Genomic DNA, 19492 nt, shown 5'->3' with positions numbered 1-19492 from the left:
TTGACCTCGTGAACTCAGTGGCCCCAGATGCCCTGGCCGGGTTCCCCCGCATCAGATTGCATCGCCGCCTGGACGCCGTGCCGGGCCATGTCCGTCTTGCGGATCGAAGCGGTGTAGGTGTTGTCGATGGTGGCAGTCGTCTGGTTGGTCGAGCGCGACCCAAAATGGTCGCTGCCGGCGAAAGCGCTGGTGGTGGCCACGAGGATGGCGGCGGCGGTGAGAACGATGTTTTTCATGTCGATGGTTCCTGTTTGTGAGGGTTGAGAGGGTGTCGAAGGCCGGGAGCGCTCAGCGGCCCCAGAGGCTGTCGTTGTTGTGTCGGGTGATGATGTCCTGAACCGACCACCCCTGGCCCGGCCCGGTCGTCACCTTGGTGTCGACGCCGTTCTGGTGCGCGGGGATCGAGGCAGTGGTTTTCGTGTCGACGGAAGCGACCGGCTGGTTGGCATTGTTGGCGCCGTGGTCGCTGCCGGCAAAGGCAGCGCTCGAGGCAAGCAGTATCGCAGCCACGCTGAGAGCGAGCTTGGTCATATCATGGATCCTTGTTTCGTTTTCTTCGGGTCGCGGGCCGGGAGATTGGCCCCGCTACAGTGAAGACCCGGGAGGGCTTCCCTTTATTCCCGAGGGGCAGTGAATTTCTTTGGATGTCCAGAAATCAGGGGTTGGCGGCCGGCTGGAACTGGGCCAGCCGACGCTGCACGAGCAAAGAGCTGGCAGCGCCGATGAAGGAAGGAGTGGCGGGAATTACGGACGCGCCCGGGAGCCCGCGTGCGGGCTTGCCCCTTGGTCAAGTCGATAGGTCAAATCGAGCACGCGCGTCGCGTCCGAAGTCGGCACGATGCGGCTGTCATGGCCCGTCAGCCCACGCGCACGAGGGTCTGCAGCTAGCGGTGGCGCCGCATTTGATGTCGCTGCCGATGTCCCGAAAGACGGATATCAGCCGGTCATGACGGCGGCGCGGAAGCGTGCCACGAAATCGTCGAGCTCCGGCCGCTCCATGTCGGAAATCGCCCAATAGGAAAAGGCGCCGTCGCTCCATTGCACCAGCGAGAAGCCGCCCTCCGAAAGATCGACAGGGTCGGTTACGGCACCGGCGTTTTGAGGCTCGGCGACAAGGGTGATCAGATGTTCGCGGTGGCGATACACCAGCGCCGGCACAGGCCGACCGCCGATGACCTCGACCCTGCCGCCGATGAGCGCAAATCCGTCCTTCGCCATGTCTGGCGCGGGCGGTGAAAGGCCGAGCCTTGCGTCGAGCCAGGGCTTTACCGTGTGCCGGTCCGACGAGACGACATCCACCGGGCTCGTCGCCAGCAGGCTGCGACGATGGCCGCTGGCCACGCCTGCGGCAACGCTGTCGGGTACGCGCTGCATCGCCCATTGCGTCGCGCCGCTGGCCAGCACCGCGCTGATCATGATCGACGCCGCCATGGCGCGCCAATCGAATGATCCCAAGTTGCGCGCCGACCACCCAGTTCGAGCGGGCTTCGCCTGTCCCGGCGACGCCCTGAGCCCCAGAACTTCTACATTGCCGGCTGCGGCCATGGCAGCGATGCGGGCGCTGAAGGCGTCGCTGACTTGCGGCTTCGGCAGTGAACTCACAACCCCTTGCAAGGCAACGATGCGGGCATGTTCGGCCGCCAGACCGGGATCGGCGGCGATGCGCCGCTCGACCGCCATCGCCGCGGCGGCGTCAAGCTCGCCATCGACCAGCGCGTGCAGCATCAGGTTCATGCCTGCCGCGTCCTCGGGCAATCCGTCATTGTGCGCGTTCATTGCGCCCTCCCAAGGTCAGAGATAAGCAGGCCGCGCGCCCGCGCCAGCCGCGACATCACCGTGCCAATCGGCACGCCGAGCATGGCCGCGATATCGCGGTACGAAAGGCCATTGATGTCGCGCAGCACGAGTGTCTCGCGAAACGGCTGCGGCAGGGCGGCGATTGACGCTTCCAAGGCCGCGATGTCGGCCTTGGCGATCAGGCTCGCCTCCGGGCTTCCGCTTTCAGATACATCGGCTGCATGAGCGGCGCTCATCTCGTCGAGATCGCCCAAGTCGCCCACCGAGACGATACTGCGCGGGCGATTGCGGGCCAGCCAAGTATAACAGGAGTTGCGAACGATGGTGAGCAGCCACGCTCGTGCATTGCCGCCGGCATAGCTGGCGATGCTGGCATGTGCTTTTATGCAGGCGTCCTGCACGACATCTTCGGCGTCGGTGGCGTTGCCGGTCAGCCAACGGGCAAGCGAGATTGCATCGGCGAGATGAGGCATCACCACTTCGCCGAAGCGGTCGGCCTGTGCATTGCTGCTCAGCATGGGGACACCGCCATATGCGCCGCGCCTTGAATGTTCATGGGGCGAGGAGGGTTCCTTGCGAGCGGACCCGGCAGGGATTTGTCGGGTCGCCAGCTGCGGTGAATGTGAAGGTAAATGTCTCATCGATGTCAATCACACACCGGGCCGCAACGATGCATCCACGCGGATGCGCTCTGGAGCACGAACTTTGTCGCATTCATGATTGGGATCGCGCCCGCGGGGCCGGGGCCTTCTCGATCTCGCCCGGCGCAAGATCTAACGGTGGACAGGCGCGGAGCCAGTTGGCCACAGACGGAAAACCCATTGCACTCAAGGCATCTCGGGAATGGGTTGGCCGATGCCGTCGTGCGCGTCACTGTGGAGGTTTGCAGCGTGGTGTTCCTTCAAGGTCAATCAGAAGCGTATGCATGGAAGACCAGGGCAGGCGGCGGTTTATTCCCGGATACTGATCATTACGGCCTGACGGCAACGTTACCGCTGCGTCGGGATGGCTCGACGAGAGCAGGATCGAAAATCGCCCGGCCAGCCTCGAACCCATGAGATCAGCCGACGATCTCGCTAGCGCTCCCTCAACGGATACGGGCGAGGCTCATGCCGGCAGCGGCTTCAGGCACCGATCATGTGTCTGCTTTAATGACCTCTGGTCCAAATGCCGACAGACCGCTTTTGATGCGGTGGACGGCTCTCCACCCCCTTGCGGCTATAGTCGCGGGGCTAGAGCTGGAGGAAAGCTGCCATGGGCATTGCTACGACGATTGGTCTGGATATCGCGAAGTCGGTCTTTCAAGTGCACGGCGTGGATGCGGCTGGCGAGGTTGTCATCCGCAGGAAACTGACCCGTGGGCGGGTCCTGGGGTTCTTCGAGAATCTGCCACGATGCCTCGTCGGGATCGAGGCATGCAGCTCCTCGCACTATTGGGCTAGAGAACTGATTGCACGAGGCCATGATGTGCGGCTGCTTCCTGCGCAGTATGTGAAGCCCTACTTGAAGCGGCAGAAGAACGATGCGGCCGATGCTGAGGCCATCTGCGAGGCCGTGACCCGGCCGACCATGCGCTTCGTGCCGGTGAAGACGCCCGAGCAGCAGAGTGTGATGATGTTGCACCGCGTTCGGTTGATGCTCAACCGCCAGCGCACCCAGCTATCGAACGCGTTGCGGGCGCATCTCTCGGAGTTCGGTATCGTGGCGCCGATCGGGCGGGGCGGCATCGAGCAACTGCTTGCCGTCATCAACGACGAGAACGACCCGAGGGTGCCAGCTGACGCACGGCTCTGCCTGCAGATGCTCGAGGCGCAGCTCAGGGTCGTGAAGGCGCAGATACTCGAGAATGATCGAAGGGTCCGGGCGAGTGCGAGAGAGACCGAGCTTGGTCGCAGGTTGATGGAGATACCAGGCGTGGGCCCGTTGCTGGCGAGTGCGTTCGTGGCGACCGTCGCCGATGCGCACGCTTTCAAGTCGGGGCGCTGCCTCTCGGCCTGGATCGGGCTCGTGCCGAAGCAAAACTCAAGCGGGGGCAAGGAGAAGCTCGGCAGCATCTCCAAAGCCGGCAATCGTTACTTGCGCCAGATGCTCGTGGTCGGCGCGATGGCGGTCATCCGATATGCCGAGCGGAACGGGACTAGGCGGCCATGGCTCGTGCAACTGATGACCCGGCGAACGGCCAAGGTTGCAGCGGTAGCGCTCGCCAACAAGACCGCCCGGATGGTCTGGGCGTTGATGACAAGCGGCGAGCGCTACAGGGAGCCGGTCATCGCATAGAACGAGACAAGGCGAGCGAACGCCGACGAGGTTGGAAAGGGCGGACAGGAGCTAATGCACAAAGCCGGTTGATACCGCCGGATCAGGAGAACCCAATTGGGCCGTGCACCTTCGAGTGCGAGCTTTCGATCGGGACCTGAGCCGCGCGAATGGCATTATGGCCAGCGGCATATGAAGAGCCGCACCTACAGGTCGGATACATGGCCGCACCAACCAGCAACTGCAGAGCGCTCAAATAGAACCCTTGCCAACGGAGAGCCGTCCATACACGGCCCAAACGTGACGTCCGAGTAGTGGCTTGGCGATGTCCGTAGTGGGCGCAAGCCGGACCTAGTGAGCGATGGCATAGTTGTGGTCTTGTTTGGACAGGCGAGCGAAGCGCAAACTGCCCGCAGCAAGTCTGGTGCTAAAGCATTGATATTCCTGTCGTCAAAACCTGGGGATTTTTGGGGCTACTCCCCAGCTTCGGAGAGTGATGGGCGTTCAGAGAACGTCTTCGGGAAGAACATCGTTCCCGCACTCCCGGGCTTTCGGCCGCATATCCCGCAAACGCTGGGCTTTAGGGAGCCGGTTTTTCACGACAGAGAATTGTTGTTTGTTAGGACTGGTAGAGGGACACGAACCCGAAACCAACCTTCTCTGGCTCGGCGTGACCAACATCCGCTTCTGGTTCCAAGAATTGATGACACGCTCAGGACGTCCGCTTTGCGCCGCATAGCGGCTCTAGAACCCAGTCCTGCCAACTACTCATGTCAGCCGAGCGGGCAAAGTTCCCATTGGCCCAGAGCCGGACATCAAGGTGACTGTGCTGAAAGTCGCGGTTGCGCCAAATGCAGTCGCGTGCGAACGGCTCAGAAATCACCGCTATGGGATGAGTGTGCGATTACGGCTACGGCGTAGTCGAGATGGCGTTACCAGCGTTGGGCGACATCAGTTTGGACAATCGCTAACGTCGCCTTCGACGGGAAGGAAGAAGCGACGCCGTTCGCACGCGGTCAGTTCGCGTGGAACAATTTGCTTCGCGAAATCGATGAGATCTTGGGGTGTCGGAAAAACGCGAATGACGCGAGGGTCTTGCTTAAAGGACACGATCACGACCCTCGTGCCATCCGAATTGAAGGCTGCGCGTGTCGGTGCCGGCCGCTTGTTCTCCTTTTCCGGGCTGGCCAGCACTGCCATCTCGCGCCCGGTCCGCGAGGCCCAGAGCCGCGCCGTTCCGTCCTGGATTGAAGCGGTCAGGACATAGAGCCCGTTGGGACTGAATTGCGCATTACTCACTTCGCCAGTGTGACCTTTGAGCACGACCCTTTCTTTCCCGTCCGGAACGTTCCAGATTCGCACCGTGCCGTCGCGCGAAGCAGTCAGTAGTGACTGACCCTCTGGGCTGAACATCACTGTCGTCAGCTCGTCGCGGTGCCCTTTCAGCGTCGCGACACTGCTTCCGTCTTTGACCGACCAGATCCGCGCGGTGTGGTCGAGCGAGGCTGTGGCAACCAGCTGCCCGTCCGGACTGAATGCCGCCCCGGTGATTCGGCCTTCATGCCCGACCAGTTTCTTCAGTTCGGTCCCGTCCGTTTCCAACAGGTGCGCGGCGTTGTCGCTGGTCGCCGCGAGGACAAGATTGCCGTCCGGGTTGAAAACAACCTGCCTCCCACTTGTCCGGATAGTGGCGACTTCGGTGCCACTCGCCGCGTTCCACAACCGCGCGGTGCCGAGAGTCGAACTCGCTACCAGTAGATCTCCTTTCGGACTGAACTGAACCTGAAGGAGCCCATGAGGATATTCGAGTCGCCGGATCTCACGTCTCCCACCAACGTCCCAGAGGAGGATTCGGCCCCCGGATCCGGATGCAGTTGCAACGCGACTTCCGTCAGGGCTGAATGTCGCGCCGTGGACAATCTCGCCTGTGTCGAGGTCGGCTAGCTTACGACCGGTTACAACATCCCAAAGGTGCACCGCGCTGTCCCCACCTCCAGTCAGAAGATGCACGTTATCAGGACTGAAGACCGCAAAGGTCGGCGGGTACTCGTGGGGCGGTGCAGTCGTCAGAATTCCATCAACGTCCCAAAGCCGGGCGGTGCCATCGTGTGAGGCCGTGAGAAGGATATTGCTGTCGACTGGATCGAATTCTAGGTGCTCGATCAAGGCACGATGGCCGGTGAAGGTGGTGAACAGCGACGCTCGACCGACGTCCCAGATGCGTATCGGACCGTTTATGGAAGCGGTGGCCAGGAAATGGTCGTCAGGACTGAAAGCGCTGTTCATTTCGTGATCACGGTCATCCGAGCCAATGTCACTCAGTTTCAAGTTCGGGACCTCTTGGCCGAGCACGTCAAGCAAGGTTCCCGACTTCCCGTCCCAGATTCGTGCGCTGCCATCGAGCGAGACACTTGCAATCCGGCGGCCGTCGTGACTGAACGTGACACCCTGCAGTTGGGTGTCGCTCTTGTGGCCGGTCAACCTGGCAATCTCGGTTCCGTTCGATACGTCCCAAAGGGTCGGGGAAATTGCATTGCCCCATGTAATTATGCCCCACGAGCCTAGCAACAGCCGACTTCCGTCCGGGCTGAATGTGAGCGTGGATGCGTAAGTGCCAACGTTCCATTCATGGATCAAAGCGCCATCCGCGGCACTCCAGACGAAGACCTTATATGCTGGTGAGGTCGCAAAGCTGCGACCATCCGGATTGAAGCCAGCCACCACCAAGCTGGCTACGCTCAGGAGTTTCGTTCCCGTGCGGGCATCCCAGAGTGACGCGGGACTGTTCTCCCCTGCCGTCAGCACCCGGTCGCCGCTCGAATCGAACACAGCTGTTGGAAAGTAGCCGACCGGTTCAAGCACGGCACGCTGCGCTCCAGTGTCGGCATCCCAGAGGCGCGCGGTGCCGTCCCTTGCGGCCGTAATGACCCGGCGTCCGTCCGGACTGAATCCGGCTCTCTCCACGGGTCCCTCGTGGCCCTTCAAGATTGCAGTCTCCTTACCTTTCGAGACGTCCCAAATGCGTGCAGTCTTATCGTAGGACGCGGTGACAATGCGGTCGCCGGTCCGATCGAAAGCTGCCTGCGTCACTCCCGCGTCGTGTTTGAACACCGCTGTCTGGCGGTGTGCCAACAGAGCGTTGAAAAGCGCGGCCTCTGCTTCAAAGAGATATGGCCGCGCGGGCTCCAATCCGCCCTTCGGCAGCGCTTCCAACGCCAACAGGATCGCGGCCTCGGTATCGCCGCTCGCCGCGGTTTGCTGCGAAAGAAACGAAAGCGAAAGAGACTGATTGCGGAGCGCCTGGTCGCGCGCCTCGAGGGCCTCCTGTTCGGCCGATCTCGCTTTGTCCACACTCTGTTCCGCCAACTCCGCGTTCCGCGTTGCTTCCTGTTGTCCTCTGAACCCGAAGAACGCGCCCACGCTGGCCATGAGAGCCAACGCCGTCGCCACGATGGCCGCATAGCGCGTGCGTTGCGCGAGCCGGCTCGCCGCCGCGGCCGCAAGGCTGCGGCGCTCGGCCTCGCGCTCCAGACGTTCAGCGTCGCGCTCCAGGCGTTCGCGTTTTGCAGCTTCGGCAGCCTCGATCAGTGCCCGCTCGGCCTGCCGGTCCTTTTCCTCCCGCTCGTTCTGGGCACGAGAAGACGCTTCGATGTATTCGATGACTTGATCGTCGACTTCTTCCCGTCTCGACTGCAGCAGTTCCTCGCCTTCGGCGAGACGCTTGCCGGATGGTAAGAGAAGTTCCTGGTTCCTGTTATCCGAATGCCAGCGACGGGCGTCAGCCATGAGCCGAGCCCGCGTCTCGAGGAAGCTTCTGTTTGCATTGACAATGTCGCTAGCGCGCGGCCAACGGCTCAACAAGGCTTCGTGTGCCACGCGAACGAAGACGTGGCCTGCGGCATCCTCATCACTGACGAGAAGGCGAGCGGCGACTAACGCCTCAACGAGAGCCAATCGTTGAGGCGTGCCTGTGACTTCGGCGTGCAAGGCCGGACGTGCCGCAACTGCTTCATCGCCTGGGCGCACCATGGTGAGGGCACGCAACACTACCGGCAGCTCCTCCTGGATGTCCGGCGGTAGAGCGTCGACGACTTCGTCGGCGCGGCGCGCGATCGCCCCTTCGAGACCGCCAAGGGCCTGATACGCAGCAAAGGTCAGGGTTCGGCGCTCCCGCCCCGCCTCGTACAGGGCGTCGAGCACAAATTCGAGAAGCGGCAAGGATCTGGGATCGGCGGCTGCCGCGTCCTGCAGCACATCGTCGAGCCGTCCTCGATCGGGACTCTCCTCGAAGCGGAGCCCGGCGGCGCGGGCCGGCTCGCGGATAATCTGGGCGATCTCAGGGCCGGATGGCGGCAAGAGCTCGTAGCTGCCGAGTCCATCCTTCAGCCCCGAGAAACCGGGGATTTCGCCGCAGCGGTGAAAGAAATCCGATCGGATCGTCGCAATCACCCAAGCCAGTCCACTGCCGGCGAGCGCCGCGAGGAGCCGCACCAGCACTTCGCGCGATGCCGGCTCCACCTCCGTCGTGAACAACTCCTCCATCTGGTCGAGGGCAACTATCAGTCGCAATTGCGTAGGGACCGAACCTGCGGCGGCCGCCGCTTTGGCGTGGGCCTGGCGTATGAGCGCCAGAGCTCGATCAGGCGAGCTCCGACAGAGTTGAGCCAGCGCTGCCGGTTCGCAAGCCAGCTCAGGGAGGGCGCCTTCGCGAAGCAGCCCAGCGGCCAGCGAGGCGACCGCATCGGGTACCTCGGAGGGGCGGATTAGGCAGCGGCGCCAAAAATTGATGCCAGCCACTGCGCCGGGCCGAGTGATGGAAGGCAGCAGCCCTGCTCGCAGGAGAGAGGACTTGCCGGAGCCGCTCATGCCATAGATGAGCAGGAATGCCTTGCCATTGGCAGCTTGCTGCCTCAGGCGTTCCATGCACTCGGCAATCGCGCGGGCTCGTCCGAAGAAGAGGTCGGCGTTTTCGAACTCGAAGGGGTTGAGACCTCGAAAGGGCGACGTGACCTGCTCCTCCGAGGGGAGAGGCACGCGGTAAGCGTGCACAGGCCGGGTGATGTTCTTCACCCTGTGCTCGCCAAGATCGATGAATTCGAGGGCGAGCCGATCGCGGGCCTGAGTGTAGACCGCGTCCGAAATGCATATTCCACCGGGGGGTGACAGCGCCTCCAGGCGGGCGGCGACGTTCACACCGTCGCCCATGAGATTATCGCCCTCTACGACGACATCGCCGAGATTAATGCCGATGCGAAAGCGCAGCCGGCTCGCTTCGGAAAGCTCAGCATTTTGTTTGTCGACTTCGAGCTGGATTTCGGTAGCGCACCGAACCGCTTCGACAGGGCTCGCGAACTCGGCTATGACGCTGTCTCCAGCGCTCCCGAATACCCGCCCCTGATGTTGCTCGATCAGCCGGTCGATGATTCGACGATGAGCCCGCAGGGTGGCAAGTGTCCCTTCCTCGTCTCTGCTTGTCAGTCGGCTGTAGCCAACTGCGTCGGCAGCGAGGATGGTAGCCATTCTGCGATGAACGCGATCCTGGGTCATTACCTTCCCGCGAACTCGCCACATCCTATAGGAAATGGCGCTTAGTGGGGAGAGGCACGGAATTGACCGCAAGGGGTCCGCTTCTGGCTTACAAACGTCCGGAGCTGCCTGTCCGCTTCTGATGCGGTGGACGGCTCTCCACCCCCCTGCGGCTATAATCGCGGGGCTAGAGCTGGAGGAAAGCTGCCATGGGCATTGCTACGACGATTGGTCTGGATATCGCGAAGTCGGTCTTTCAAGTGCACGGCGTGGATGCGGCTGGCGAGGTTGTCATCCGCAGGAAACTGACCCGTGGGCGGGTCCTGGGGTTCTTCGAGAATCTGCCACGATGCCTCGTCGGGATCGAGGCATGCAGCTCCTCGCACTATTGGGCTAGAGAACTGATTGCACGAGGCCATGATGTGCGGCTGCTTCCTGCGCAGTATGTGAAGCCCTACTTGAAGCGGCAGAAGAACGATGCGGCCGATGCTGAGGCCATCTGCGAGGCCGTGACCCGGCCGACCATGCGCTTCGTGCCGGTGAAGACGCCCGAGCAGCAGAGTGTGATGATGTTGCACCGCGTTCGGTTGATGCTCAACCGCCAGCGCACCCAGCTATCGAACGCGTTGCGGGCGCATCTCTCGGAGTTCGGTATCGTGGCGCCGATCGGGCGGGGCGGCATCGAGCAACTGCTTGCCGTCATCAACGACGAGAACGACCCGAGGGTGCCAGCTGACGCACGGCTCTGCCTGCAGATGCTCGAGGCGCAGCTCAGGGTCGTGAAGGCGCAGATACTCGAGAATGATCGAAGGGTCCGGGCGAGTGCGAGAGAGACCGAGCTTGGTCGCAGGTTGATGGAGATACCAGGCGTGGGCCCGTTGCTGGCGAGTGCGTTCGTGGCGACCGTCGCCGATGCGCACGCTTTCAAGTCGGGGCGCTGCCTCTCGGCCTGGATCGGGCTCGTGCCGAAGCAAAACTCAAGCGGGGGCAAGGAGAAGCTCGGCAGCATCTCCAAAGCCGGCAATCGTTACTTGCGCCAGATGCTCGTGGTCGGCGCGATGGCGGTCATCCGATATGCCGAGCGGAACGGGACTAGGCGGCCATGGCTCGTGCAACTGATGACCCGGCGAACGGCCAAGGTTGCAGCGGTAGCGCTCGCCAACAAGACCGCCCGGATGGTCTGGGCGTTGATGACAAGCGGCGAGCGCTACAGGGAGCCGGTCATCGCATAGAACGAGACAAGGCGAGCGAACGCCGACGAGGTTGGAAAGGGCGGACAGGAGCTAATGCACAAAGCCGGTTGATACCGCCGGATCAGGAGAACCCAATTGGGCCGTGCACCTTCGAGTGCGAGCTTTCGATCGGGACCTGAGCCGCGCGAATGGCATTATGGCCAGCGGCATATGAAGAGCCGCACCTACAGGTCGGATACATGGCCGCACCAACCAGCAACTGCAGAGCGCTCAAATAGAACCCTTGCCAACGGAGAGCCGTCCATACACGGCCCATTAACGGCCTTTCCGGGCCTCGATAATCGCGCGCCGTTTAATTAGCCACAATGTTAGCATCGATTGTCCGCCGGCAAAGGTTGGCTCTTGACGCGAATTGGTCAATCTTGGGCGCGAAAAATCGGCAGCTTTGCGCCGCATGTCGGCCGTTGAGGTGCTCTTCGCTGTTGCCCGATAGCAGACGTTGCCGGCGACCACGGTGGAGGTCGTGGTTGCGCCAACAGCGGACGTTCAATTGGGCTAACGACGCATTTCCATGACAAAGATCGCCCCGATCACCACCGCGATGCCGATACCTTGCAGGAGCGAGACCCGCTCCCCCAAGACTGCAATCGCAAACAGGACCCCAAGGACCGGCTCCAGATTGCTGATCATTGCGGCACGCGCCGCACCTACGTAAGCCATGCCGGTCATGAAGGCGAGGGTTCCGGTCGTTGACGCAACGGCGACGCCGACAAAGCCCGTCCATGCGAGCGTTGTCGTAGGCAAGGCTAATGTTCCAAAGAGTGCGAAGATCACCGTGAGCGTAGCTGCCGCCGAAAGCATCATATAGAAGCCAATCGAAATCGGCTTTGCGTCCGCCATGGCGCGAGCATTGCAAACGACAATGATTGCCGTCACCGCCATTGCCAATGTAGCGAGGCCTATACCGACGGGGCTGAGCCTTTCGAAAGAAAATCCGATGGCAAGGTAAAGGCCGATTAGAGCAGCAACGAGCGCCCCGACCGATATGATCGTGAGCCGCTCCTGACCAAGGTACATCACGATGAGACCGACAAGCACTGGATGAATGAAGTAGATCAAGATCACCAGGCTGACTGGAAGATAGTTCACCGCTCCTAGATAGCCGTAGAGCATCACGGCATAGAGCACGCCCATTGCCAGGGCGATGCGCATAGGTCTGCGTGGAATTGTGATCGGCTGGCGCAAGGCCACCAATAACAGCAGTGTGATCGACACCGAAACGATGCTGCGGCCGGTGATGACACTGAGAGTATTGCTGCCGCCCTCATAAGCGAGTTTGGCAAGGCTTGGAACAATCGCGATGGCGATTGTCGATAGGACGACCAAGCCAACACCGAGCGCCCGCCGTTTGAAGCCGGCAGCAGCTTCCACTGTCCCAGCATCGGCCATAAACCGATCTCGCCCCCTCGTGTGAAAGTTCACTTCAGTAGCATAACGGCAGCTTCAACTGCTGCCGTAGCGAAACAGGCAATCTATCTTAATGCGAAGGAGCGGGGAATGGCATGTCGGTCCTGCGCCAGGGAGTGAATTCGGCCGAGGGCGAGCGAGCTCAAAGCCGACATTCCAAGCGACCACGCTGACGGTCGCGGTTGCGCCAGAAGCAGACAAGTCCACCGCACCTGAACCCGCAATCTTGCCCATCAAGTGGTTGGCGGGCACTGGCACACTTGTGTGCTATTCTTCCTGCCACTCGGTCTTGACCGAGGGGAGGTTCTTTCATGGAGCGCAAGCTCGCGGCGATACTCGCGGCTGATGTCGTCGGCTATTCGGCGCTGATGGAGCGTGACGAAGAAGGAACGTTCGGCCGTGTCGTCGCGGGTCGGAAGGAATTATTCGAGCCAGAAATTGCCAAGCGCCATGGCCGCATTTTCAAGCTGATGGGAGACGGTCTGCTTGCCGAATTTGGCAGCGTGGTGGATGCCGTGGAATGCGCCGTCTCGCTGCAGCGTGGTCTGGCGGAACGCAACGCAAATGTCACAGACGGCGAACGCATGCAGGTTCGAATTGGAGTCAATCTTGGTGAGGTGATCGTCGACGGGAAGGATCGCTATGGCGAGGGCGTAAACATTGCGGCACGTCTACAGCAACTCGCGGAGCCCGGCGGCATTTGCGTCTCCGGCAAGGTCGCGCGCGAGGTGGAGAAGAAGCTCGCCTTCGGCTTCGAGGCGATGGGCGACCAGCAGGTCAAGAACATGACCGAGCCGGTCCCCGCCTATCGCGTCGTTCTGGACGGCTCGGCGCTTGCTGTGTCACCGGCCATACCGCTTGCACTGCCGAACAAGCCTTCGATCGCGGTGCTGCCCTTCACCAATATGAGCGGTGACCCGGAGCAGGAGTATTTCGCCGATGGGCTCGTCGAGGATCTGATCACCAGTCTGTCGAAGAATCCCGGCCTGTTCGTCATCGCCCGGAATTCCACATTCGTCTACAAGGGAAAGGCGGTGGACATCCGCCAGGTCGCCAAGGACCTCGGCGTCCGCTACGTGCTGGAAGGGAGCATCCGCAAGGCGGCCAACCGGCTGCGCATCACCGGGCAGCTCGTCGAGGGGACCACCGCAACCCATGTTTGGGCCGACAAATTCGAGGGCGCCGTCGAAGACATGTTCGATCTGCAGGACCGGCTGACGGAGAGCATCGTCGGGGCGATCGAGCCCTCGCTGCGGCGCGCCGAAATAGAGCGGGCGCGCCGCAAGCGGCCCGACAGCCTCGACGCCTACGATCTCTACCTGCGGGCGCTGCCGCATGCTTTCGCGAACACGCCGGCCGACACTGACGAGGCCCTGCGCTTCCTCAAGGAGGCCCTGCGGCTGGACCCGAACTACGCCGTCGCCCACGCCCATGCCGCCTGGTGTCATGAGCAGCGCTTCTTTCGCGGCGGATTTCATCCCGAGGACAGGGCTGCCGCGCTAGACCACGCCCGCATCGCGCTGAGCATCGGCACGGACGACCCGCAGGCGCTGAGCATCGGCGCCTTCGTCCAGGCGATCATTACCCACGACTATGAAAGCGCCATCGGCGCGCTCGACCGCGCGCTGGACATGAACGGCAACTCGGCTCTTGCCTTCGGTTTCAGCGCCTTGGTGGGCTCGATCAGCGACCGCTACGAGCGAGCCAGCGAGCATGCCCGGAAGGCTCTGCGCCTGAGCCCGTTCAGTCCGTTGAACTACCACGCCTACCTCGCGCTGGCCTTCGTTTGCCTGTTCACCGGCCGCCACGAGGAAGCGGTCACCTATTCGACCCAGGCGATCCAGGCGAACCCCGGCTTCAGCCTGCTTCATGCCACCCTCGTGGCCAGCTATGCCAATCTCGACCGGCTTGAGGCGGCGCGCGCGGCGGCGCGACGGCTGTTGGAGATTACCCCAGGTTTCACGGTCAGCGGTTTCGCGCGGATGGCGTTGGCGCGCCCGCAGTTGATGGATGCGTTCGTTCAGGCATTGCGAAAGGCCGGACTGCCGGAATGAATCTCGTGCGTTCCTCGCACGTCCCCAATAGCGGCGGGTGAGGTAACCAGCGCGCGCAAAGTCCGACTTGGGTCAGTTGGAGACTTCAATCCCACCTGGTCGAATGTCTGCTGTCGCTCTTCGGATGCCAGGAGCGGCCAGTCTGCTTTCCCAATTTCGGTCATTCAGTCATATGCGTAACAGAGGCGGGTCTAGAAAGGTGTTGGGTTTCTCAACGCGATATGGAACGCCCCGACACATCGCACTCAGTTTGCTCAATTGCAACCACCTCGGGCGTCAGCATCGGCTATCATGATATTGTTCCTACCGAGCCGCAGTCAAACCCCGGTATGTTTGTGGCCGGAGACCGCTCAATGGCATTTCGATTCGTCCACACCGCTGACATCCACCTCGACTCGCCATTGCGTTCGCTGGCGATGCGAAACCCCGACCTTGCTGAACTCGTAGGAGACGCCAGCCGTCAGGCGTTTGTCTCGATCGTGGATCTCTGCCTTGCGGAAGGCGTCGATGCCCTGGTCATTGCCGGCGATCTCTACGATGGCGATCAGACGTCGATGAAAACGGCGAGATTCCTGGCATCGCAAATGACACGACTTCACCAGGCCGGCATCAGGGTCTTCAAGATCCGTGGCAATCATGACGCCCTATCGCGGATATCGAAACAGCTCGTGTTCCCGGACACGGTCACGATCTTCGGCGGCCGTCCCCAGTCAGTGCTGCAGACAGCCGGCGGGCTCGACGTCATGTTCCATGGCTTGAGCTTCGCGAGCCCTAAGGCGCCAGACAGTCTGCTTCCCAAGTATTCAGCTCCGCGTGAAGGCGCAGTCAATGTCGGCATCATGCATACGAGCCTGGCCGGATCACCCGGCCACGACGTCTATGCTCCCTGCAGCGTCGCTGACCTGCACCTCCACGGTTTTGACTATTGGGCGCTCGGTCACATCCATGTCCGCCAAGTCCATCCCGGGGCGAGCACCGTGGTGATGCCAGGAATTCCGCAGGGCAGGGACATCAACGAGGCCGGAGAGAAATCCGTCACCCTGGTGACGATACGAGACGACCGCACCGTCGAGATCGAGGAAAGGCTGACCAGTATCGCGCAATTCGAGCGGGTGAACGTCGACCTGACCGAAACGGTGGAGTGGTCCGAAGTCGTCGGGCGAGTCCGCTCCGCACTCGAAGATGTGCGTGCCTCCGTCAGATCCCGTCATGTTGTGGTCCGTCTCGGCCTGACCGGGGCCTCACCTTTAACCTGGGCGCTGATCCGTGACCGCGACCTGCTGCTCGCAGAAGCCGAGCAAGTCGCGGAACAAACGGGAGACACCTGGGTGGAGAAGCTCGAGCTCAACGTCTCTCCATCCGCGGCCGAAACATTCGAGGGCGCCGCTGATCCGGTTTTCGAACTCGCTCAATCCATGCGCGCCGATGCCAGCTCGGAAGCTTTCCGTGCCGAGGCGAGGGCGTTGGTCCAGAAGATGGTCGCGGATCTTCCGCCTGACGGGCGCGATTTCGCCGGCAAGGATGAGGCTGAGCTGGAGTTGTTCCTCGACAGAGTGCTTACCAACGGCACTGACTTGGTCACCGCCCGCCTCAAGGCCGGTGGGTCACAATGAGGCTCCGGCGACTTGATCTCATCCGTTATGGCAAGTTCACCGACAGGACGATCGACTTCGGGCCAAAACCGGAATCCGGACCGGACCTGCATATTGTTTTCGGCTTGAACGAAGCCGGCAAGTCGACGGCGCTTTCCGGCTATCTCGACCTGCTGTTCGGTATCGAGGAACGCAGCCGCTACAATTTCCTGCACGAGTACAGCGCGATGCGCATCGGCGGTGTGCTGGAACTCGGCGGCGCGGAGCACACGTTCACGCGCACGAAGCAGCGCACCAACTCATTGCTGAATGCGACTGGCCAACCGGTCAGCGAGATGGCGATATCAGCGCATCTCGCCGGGCTGTCTCGCGACGCATACGAGACCATGTTCTCGTTAGACGACGAAACGCTGGAAGCAGGTGGAAAATCAATCCTGGAATCGCGCGGCGACCTGGGCAAGCTGCTGTTCACGGCCAGCGCCGGACTCGGGCACGCAAGTGACACATTGAGCGTGCTGGAGGCCGAAGCGGACAGGCTCCATCGCAAGCAGGCACACGGAACCGAGCTCGCGCTGCTCAAGAAGCGGCTTGCGGAACTGAAGTCCGGGAGGGAGGCGATCGACACCTTGGCGTCGACGTTCGAAACTCTCGAGACAGAGCGCCTGGACGCGACAGAAAAATACGACCGCAGCATCGCCGAACGGTCGGTGCTTTCGGCTCGGCTCGATACCATCGCGAAGTATCTTCGCGCTATCCCAATCCTTGCCGATATCCGACGCAAGGAAGCCCAACTAGCCGTGTTGCCTGAGATCGCTTCACCGTCACGGACCTGGACCGGCAGCGTCGCCGACATGATTGAGACCGACGCCAGTCTGAGAGCGCGGCTATCCGCGAGTGTGGACGAGCTCGAGCGGGTGACGACGAAAATCGCCTCGGTCGATGTGGACGCAGTGATCCTTGCGATCTCCGAACGGGTTCGCGGCCTGGCCGACCGCAAGGTGCGCCACGTCTCGGCCGGCCTCGACCTGCCAAGTCGCAGGACGGAGCTGCAAATCCTCGACAATGCCGTGGCGACCTGCCTTGCCGCTCTTGGAAGGTCGTCCGAACCACACCCTGCCAATCTGCTCTTGCCCGCTGCGACCATTGGCGCTGTGCGCACCATGGTCGAGCAGCGATCCGGGATCGTTACCAGCGTGCGCGTTGCGCGCGAGGAGGCCGCGGCGGCGGCTGATGCGCTTCAGGCGGCACGCGAGCGGGTCGGCGAAGAACGGGCCGTACCCGAGCCTGCCAGGGCAAGGCTGCTTTCGGCTTTGTCGACGGCAAGGGCCGGCGGACACATAGGGGAAATCAAGGCGGCACGCGAGGTCACGGATGCTGGTGCAATCCGGTGGGAGGCCGCGATCGCGCGTTTGCATCCCTGGTCGGGAGATGCTCAGGCCCTGGCCAGGGTCGCCATTCCGAATGCTGGACAGCTTGGCGCATGGAAGGCGCTGGCCGCAGTGCTAGGGAAGAGCAGGGGCGTCCTTTCCGAACGTCTTGCCGAGCACCAGGGCAATCACGATTTGCTTTCAGCGCGGCTGGATGCCCTTCGTGCCTCGGTGGATGTCACCGACGACGATGCGGCGCACGCCATTCGGCGCGCCCGGGACGAGGCCTGGGCAAGGCATCGCGATGACCTGACTGGCGAAACGGCGGATGATTTCGCGGCAGCACTGGGTCGAGACGACAGTGTCGGAGCAGGCCGACTGGCTAACGCCCGGGAGCTCGTTGAGATTCGCAGCACGAACCGCAACCTCGCAGAAACCGTGGCCACCATCGCGTATGCGCGCGATCAACTTGAACGCAACAGCTCAGATCGGGAGGCTATGCTCTCGGAAATTCTTGCAGTCGCCAGAGACCTGCTTGGAAAAGTCCCGGAAACATCCCCCCAACAGCTGATCGAACTGATCGAGGATCGCATTGCTGCCCGAATCGATGCGCTCGCGGCCTGGGAGGAGATCGAGCTTTCCCGCAAGAAGGCCGAGCAGGCGGTTGATGAGGAAGGCCGAATACGCCTGAAGCTAAGCGATGCGCTGGCGAGCGTCGGCGTCGGTTCGGATCCTGGTGACAGCCTGGAGACGGTCATGGCCGTGGCAGAGCTGTTCCTTGACAGGCAATTCAAGGTGGACGCTGAGCGCACCGAGGCGCTCAAGACCGTTAGCACAAGGCAAGAGGATCTGGCCGCCAGGCGCCGAGCCATCGAAGTCGCAGAGCAGCGTGAGGATGAATGGCTGGCCGGCGTTGCCGAAGCGCTCAAGGGCACCTGGCTCGAGAGCGGCATCTCGGCGCCCGGCGTCGGCGGTGTCCTCGATCAATTGGCTGAACTGTCCAAATGTCTTCAAGACCGGGACGCCATGCGACTCCGTATCGAGAAGATGGAGGCCGACAGGGACAATTTCCTGGTCGAGGTTACCGCTGTTGCAGCCGAAGCGGGCGAGGCGGCCGATGACGACGAACCGGAACAGCTTGCGATTCGGCTTGCCGAGCGCCTGGAGCGCGCCGAGCGTACGCGCGAGGCCAAGGCAAGCCTCTTCAATGACCTGCAGCGACTGCAGAATGGGCGTGAGATCCTCGATGCTGAGATTTCGGCACATGAGCGCCGCAAGAACGAGGTCCTGAGCGTCTTTGGTGTGGCCACGCTGTCCGAAGTCGTGCAACGCGACGAACTGCTGCGCGACAGGGATCGCCTGCGCACAGCCGTGGCCGAACTTGAGGAGCAGGTGTCGTCCGAGCTCGCGGTAGAAGGGTTCGAGCAGGCGCGTTCGATATTGGATGCCGTCGATCTCGACAGTCTCGCAATTGAGAAGGCCGAAGCCGAGCAAAGGCTTCGCGCTTCTGACGAGGCGATACAGCATCAGCTCATTCGGCAGACGCGCGCGACCGATAAGCTGGACGCCATTGGCGGCGACAGCGCTGTTGCCCGCATAGATGCCGAACGGCGCACCGTACTTCTCGAAATCGAAGAAAAGGCCGTCCGTTATATCGAGCTGAAATTGGGAATAATGTCGGCTGGAAATGCTCTTTGCGTCTACCGCGAGCGTCATCGCTCCGGAATGATGGAGCGGGCATCAGACGCATTCGCACTCATGACGCGTGGCCAGTACTCCGGCCTGACAACTCAGCCGGTGAAGGGTGGGGAAGTGCTCATCGCGTTGCAACGCGACGGGCAATCCAAGGTCGCCGACGCGCTGTCAAAGGGGGCGCGTTTTCAGCTCTACCTGGCGCTCAGGCTTGCGGGATACTACGAGTTCGCCCAGCTTCGACCCTCGGTGCCCTTCATCGCCGATGATATCATGGAAACCTTCGACCATGTCCGGTCAGAGGAGGTTTTCCGGTTGTTTGGAGAGATGGCGAGTGCCGGTCAGGTCATCTACCTCACGCATCATCAGCACCTGTGCGAGATCGCCAAGACTGTTGTGCCGGGCGTAGCGATCCATGAGCTCGGATGAGATTGGACTTTACTTGATGCGTTTGGGACCTTGTTCGCCGACCCCATCAGGGCCAGCAGCTTCAAACGGCTGCATGAACAGGCCGGACAGAAGACTGCACCCGACCAATGCGCCAGAAC

The 19492-nt window shown here is 61.9% G+C and carries 11 protein-coding genes; 5 read left to right on the top strand and 6 right to left on the bottom strand.

Annotation, left to right across the window (positions count from 1 at the left end):
* Nucleotides 1-14: 14 nt before the first annotated feature.
* The 4 genes from AC1RUK_RS26670 to AC1RUK_RS26655 all read right to left on the bottom strand — a co-directional run bounded on the left by AC1RUK_RS26670 (nt 15) and on the right by AC1RUK_RS26655 (nt 2315).
* Nucleotides 15-236, bottom strand: a complete 222-nt coding sequence (locus AC1RUK_RS26670; RefSeq protein ID WP_481838249.1) for a DUF680 domain-containing protein — start codon at nt 234-236, stop codon at nt 15-17.
* Between the two features lie 52 nt (nt 237-288).
* Nucleotides 289-531 (bottom strand): DUF680 domain-containing protein, encoded by a 243-nt coding sequence (locus AC1RUK_RS26665; RefSeq protein ID WP_481838250.1) that lies wholly within the window; start codon nt 529-531, stop codon nt 289-291.
* Nucleotides 532-936: 405 nt separating this feature from the next.
* A complete protein-coding gene (locus AC1RUK_RS26660; protein ID WP_481838251.1) occupies nt 937-1776 on the bottom strand; it encodes an anti-sigma factor family protein in 840 nt (279 codons plus the stop codon).
* Nucleotides 1773-2315: a sigma-70 family RNA polymerase sigma factor gene (locus AC1RUK_RS26655; protein WP_481838252.1), complete on the bottom strand. Its 543-nt coding sequence runs from the start codon at nt 2313-2315 to the stop codon at nt 1773-1775. Before AC1RUK_RS26655 ends, AC1RUK_RS26660 begins: the two co-directional genes overlap by 4 nt.
* A 736-nt stretch (nt 2316-3051) precedes the next feature.
* Here AC1RUK_RS26655 and AC1RUK_RS26650 point away from each other — a divergent pair.
* Entirely contained in the window at nt 3052-4074 is a 1023-nt protein-coding gene (locus tag AC1RUK_RS26650; protein ID WP_481834959.1) for an IS110 family RNA-guided transposase, read from the top strand.
* Nucleotides 4075-5004: 930 nt separating this feature from the next.
* On the opposite strand, the gene AC1RUK_RS26645 is transcribed toward AC1RUK_RS26650, so the two are convergent.
* On the bottom strand, nt 5005-9573 hold the full coding sequence (locus AC1RUK_RS26645) for an nSTAND1 domain-containing NTPase (RefSeq protein WP_481838253.1): 4569 nt from the start codon (nt 9571-9573) through the stop codon (nt 5005-5007).
* Nucleotides 9574-9788: 215 nt separating this feature from the next.
* Here AC1RUK_RS26645 and AC1RUK_RS26640 point away from each other — a divergent pair, with 215 nt between their 5' ends.
* Complete coding sequence (locus AC1RUK_RS26640; RefSeq protein ID WP_481834959.1) at nt 9789-10811, top strand: IS110 family RNA-guided transposase; 1023 nt, start codon at nt 9789-9791, stop codon at nt 10809-10811.
* Between the two features lie 516 nt (nt 10812-11327).
* On the opposite strand, the gene AC1RUK_RS26635 is transcribed toward AC1RUK_RS26640, so the two are convergent.
* Nucleotides 11328-12221 carry an EamA family transporter gene (locus AC1RUK_RS26635; protein WP_481838254.1) on the bottom strand — a complete coding sequence of 298 codons (894 nt, stop codon included), beginning with the start codon at nt 12219-12221 and terminating at the stop codon, nt 11328-11330.
* A gap of 329 nt (nt 12222-12550) precedes the next feature.
* Between AC1RUK_RS26635 and AC1RUK_RS26630 the strand changes: the two genes are divergently transcribed.
* From AC1RUK_RS26630 to AC1RUK_RS26620, 3 genes are all read left to right on the top strand, one after another.
* Nucleotides 12551-14293 (top strand): adenylate/guanylate cyclase domain-containing protein, encoded by a 1743-nt coding sequence (locus AC1RUK_RS26630; RefSeq protein ID WP_481838255.1) that lies wholly within the window; start codon nt 12551-12553, stop codon nt 14291-14293.
* Nucleotides 14294-14646: 353 nt separating this feature from the next.
* Nucleotides 14647-15906 (top strand): metallophosphoesterase family protein, encoded by a 1260-nt coding sequence (locus AC1RUK_RS26625; protein ID WP_481838256.1) that lies wholly within the window; start codon nt 14647-14649, stop codon nt 15904-15906.
* Complete coding sequence (locus AC1RUK_RS26620) at nt 15903-19373, top strand: ATP-binding protein (RefSeq protein ID WP_481838257.1); 3471 nt, start codon at nt 15903-15905, stop codon at nt 19371-19373. The genes AC1RUK_RS26625 and AC1RUK_RS26620 overlap by 4 nt, the downstream gene beginning before the upstream one ends.
* The last annotated feature ends 119 nt before the right edge of the window (nt 19374-19492 follow it).

This window comes from Mesorhizobium monacense, assembly GCF_056781675.1.
The sequence above is the reverse complement of the archived record's forward strand: the minus strand, read 5'-3'. Positions and strand labels throughout refer to the sequence as shown.

Excerpts from the sequence above, each read along its gene's own strand:
- AC1RUK_RS26670 (WP_481838249.1), bottom strand. The coding sequence starts at position 236 with ATGAAAAACATCGTTCTCACCGCCGCCGCCATCCTCGTGGCCACCACC.
- AC1RUK_RS26665 (WP_481838250.1), bottom strand. The coding sequence starts at position 531 with ATGACCAAGCTCGCTCTCAGCGTGGCTGCGATACTGCTTGCCTCGAGC.
- AC1RUK_RS26660 (WP_481838251.1), bottom strand. The coding sequence starts at position 1,776 with ATGAACGCGCACAATGACGGATTGCCCGAGGACGCGGCAGGCATGAAC.
- AC1RUK_RS26655 (WP_481838252.1), bottom strand. The coding sequence starts at position 2,315 with ATGCTGAGCAGCAATGCACAGGCCGACCGCTTCGGCGAAGTGGTGATG.
- AC1RUK_RS26650 (WP_481834959.1), top strand. The coding sequence starts at position 3,052 with ATGGGCATTGCTACGACGATTGGTCTGGATATCGCGAAGTCGGTCTTT.
- AC1RUK_RS26645 (WP_481838253.1), bottom strand. The coding sequence starts at position 9,573 with ATGGCTACCATCCTCGCTGCCGACGCAGTTGGCTACAGCCGACTGACA.
- AC1RUK_RS26640 (WP_481834959.1), top strand. The coding sequence starts at position 9,789 with ATGGGCATTGCTACGACGATTGGTCTGGATATCGCGAAGTCGGTCTTT.
- AC1RUK_RS26635 (WP_481838254.1), bottom strand. The coding sequence starts at position 12,221 with ATGGCCGATGCTGGGACAGTGGAAGCTGCTGCCGGCTTCAAACGGCGG.
- AC1RUK_RS26630 (WP_481838255.1), top strand. The coding sequence starts at position 12,551 with ATGGAGCGCAAGCTCGCGGCGATACTCGCGGCTGATGTCGTCGGCTAT.
- AC1RUK_RS26625 (WP_481838256.1), top strand. The coding sequence starts at position 14,647 with ATGGCATTTCGATTCGTCCACACCGCTGACATCCACCTCGACTCGCCA.
- AC1RUK_RS26620 (WP_481838257.1), top strand. The coding sequence starts at position 15,903 with ATGAGGCTCCGGCGACTTGATCTCATCCGTTATGGCAAGTTCACCGAC.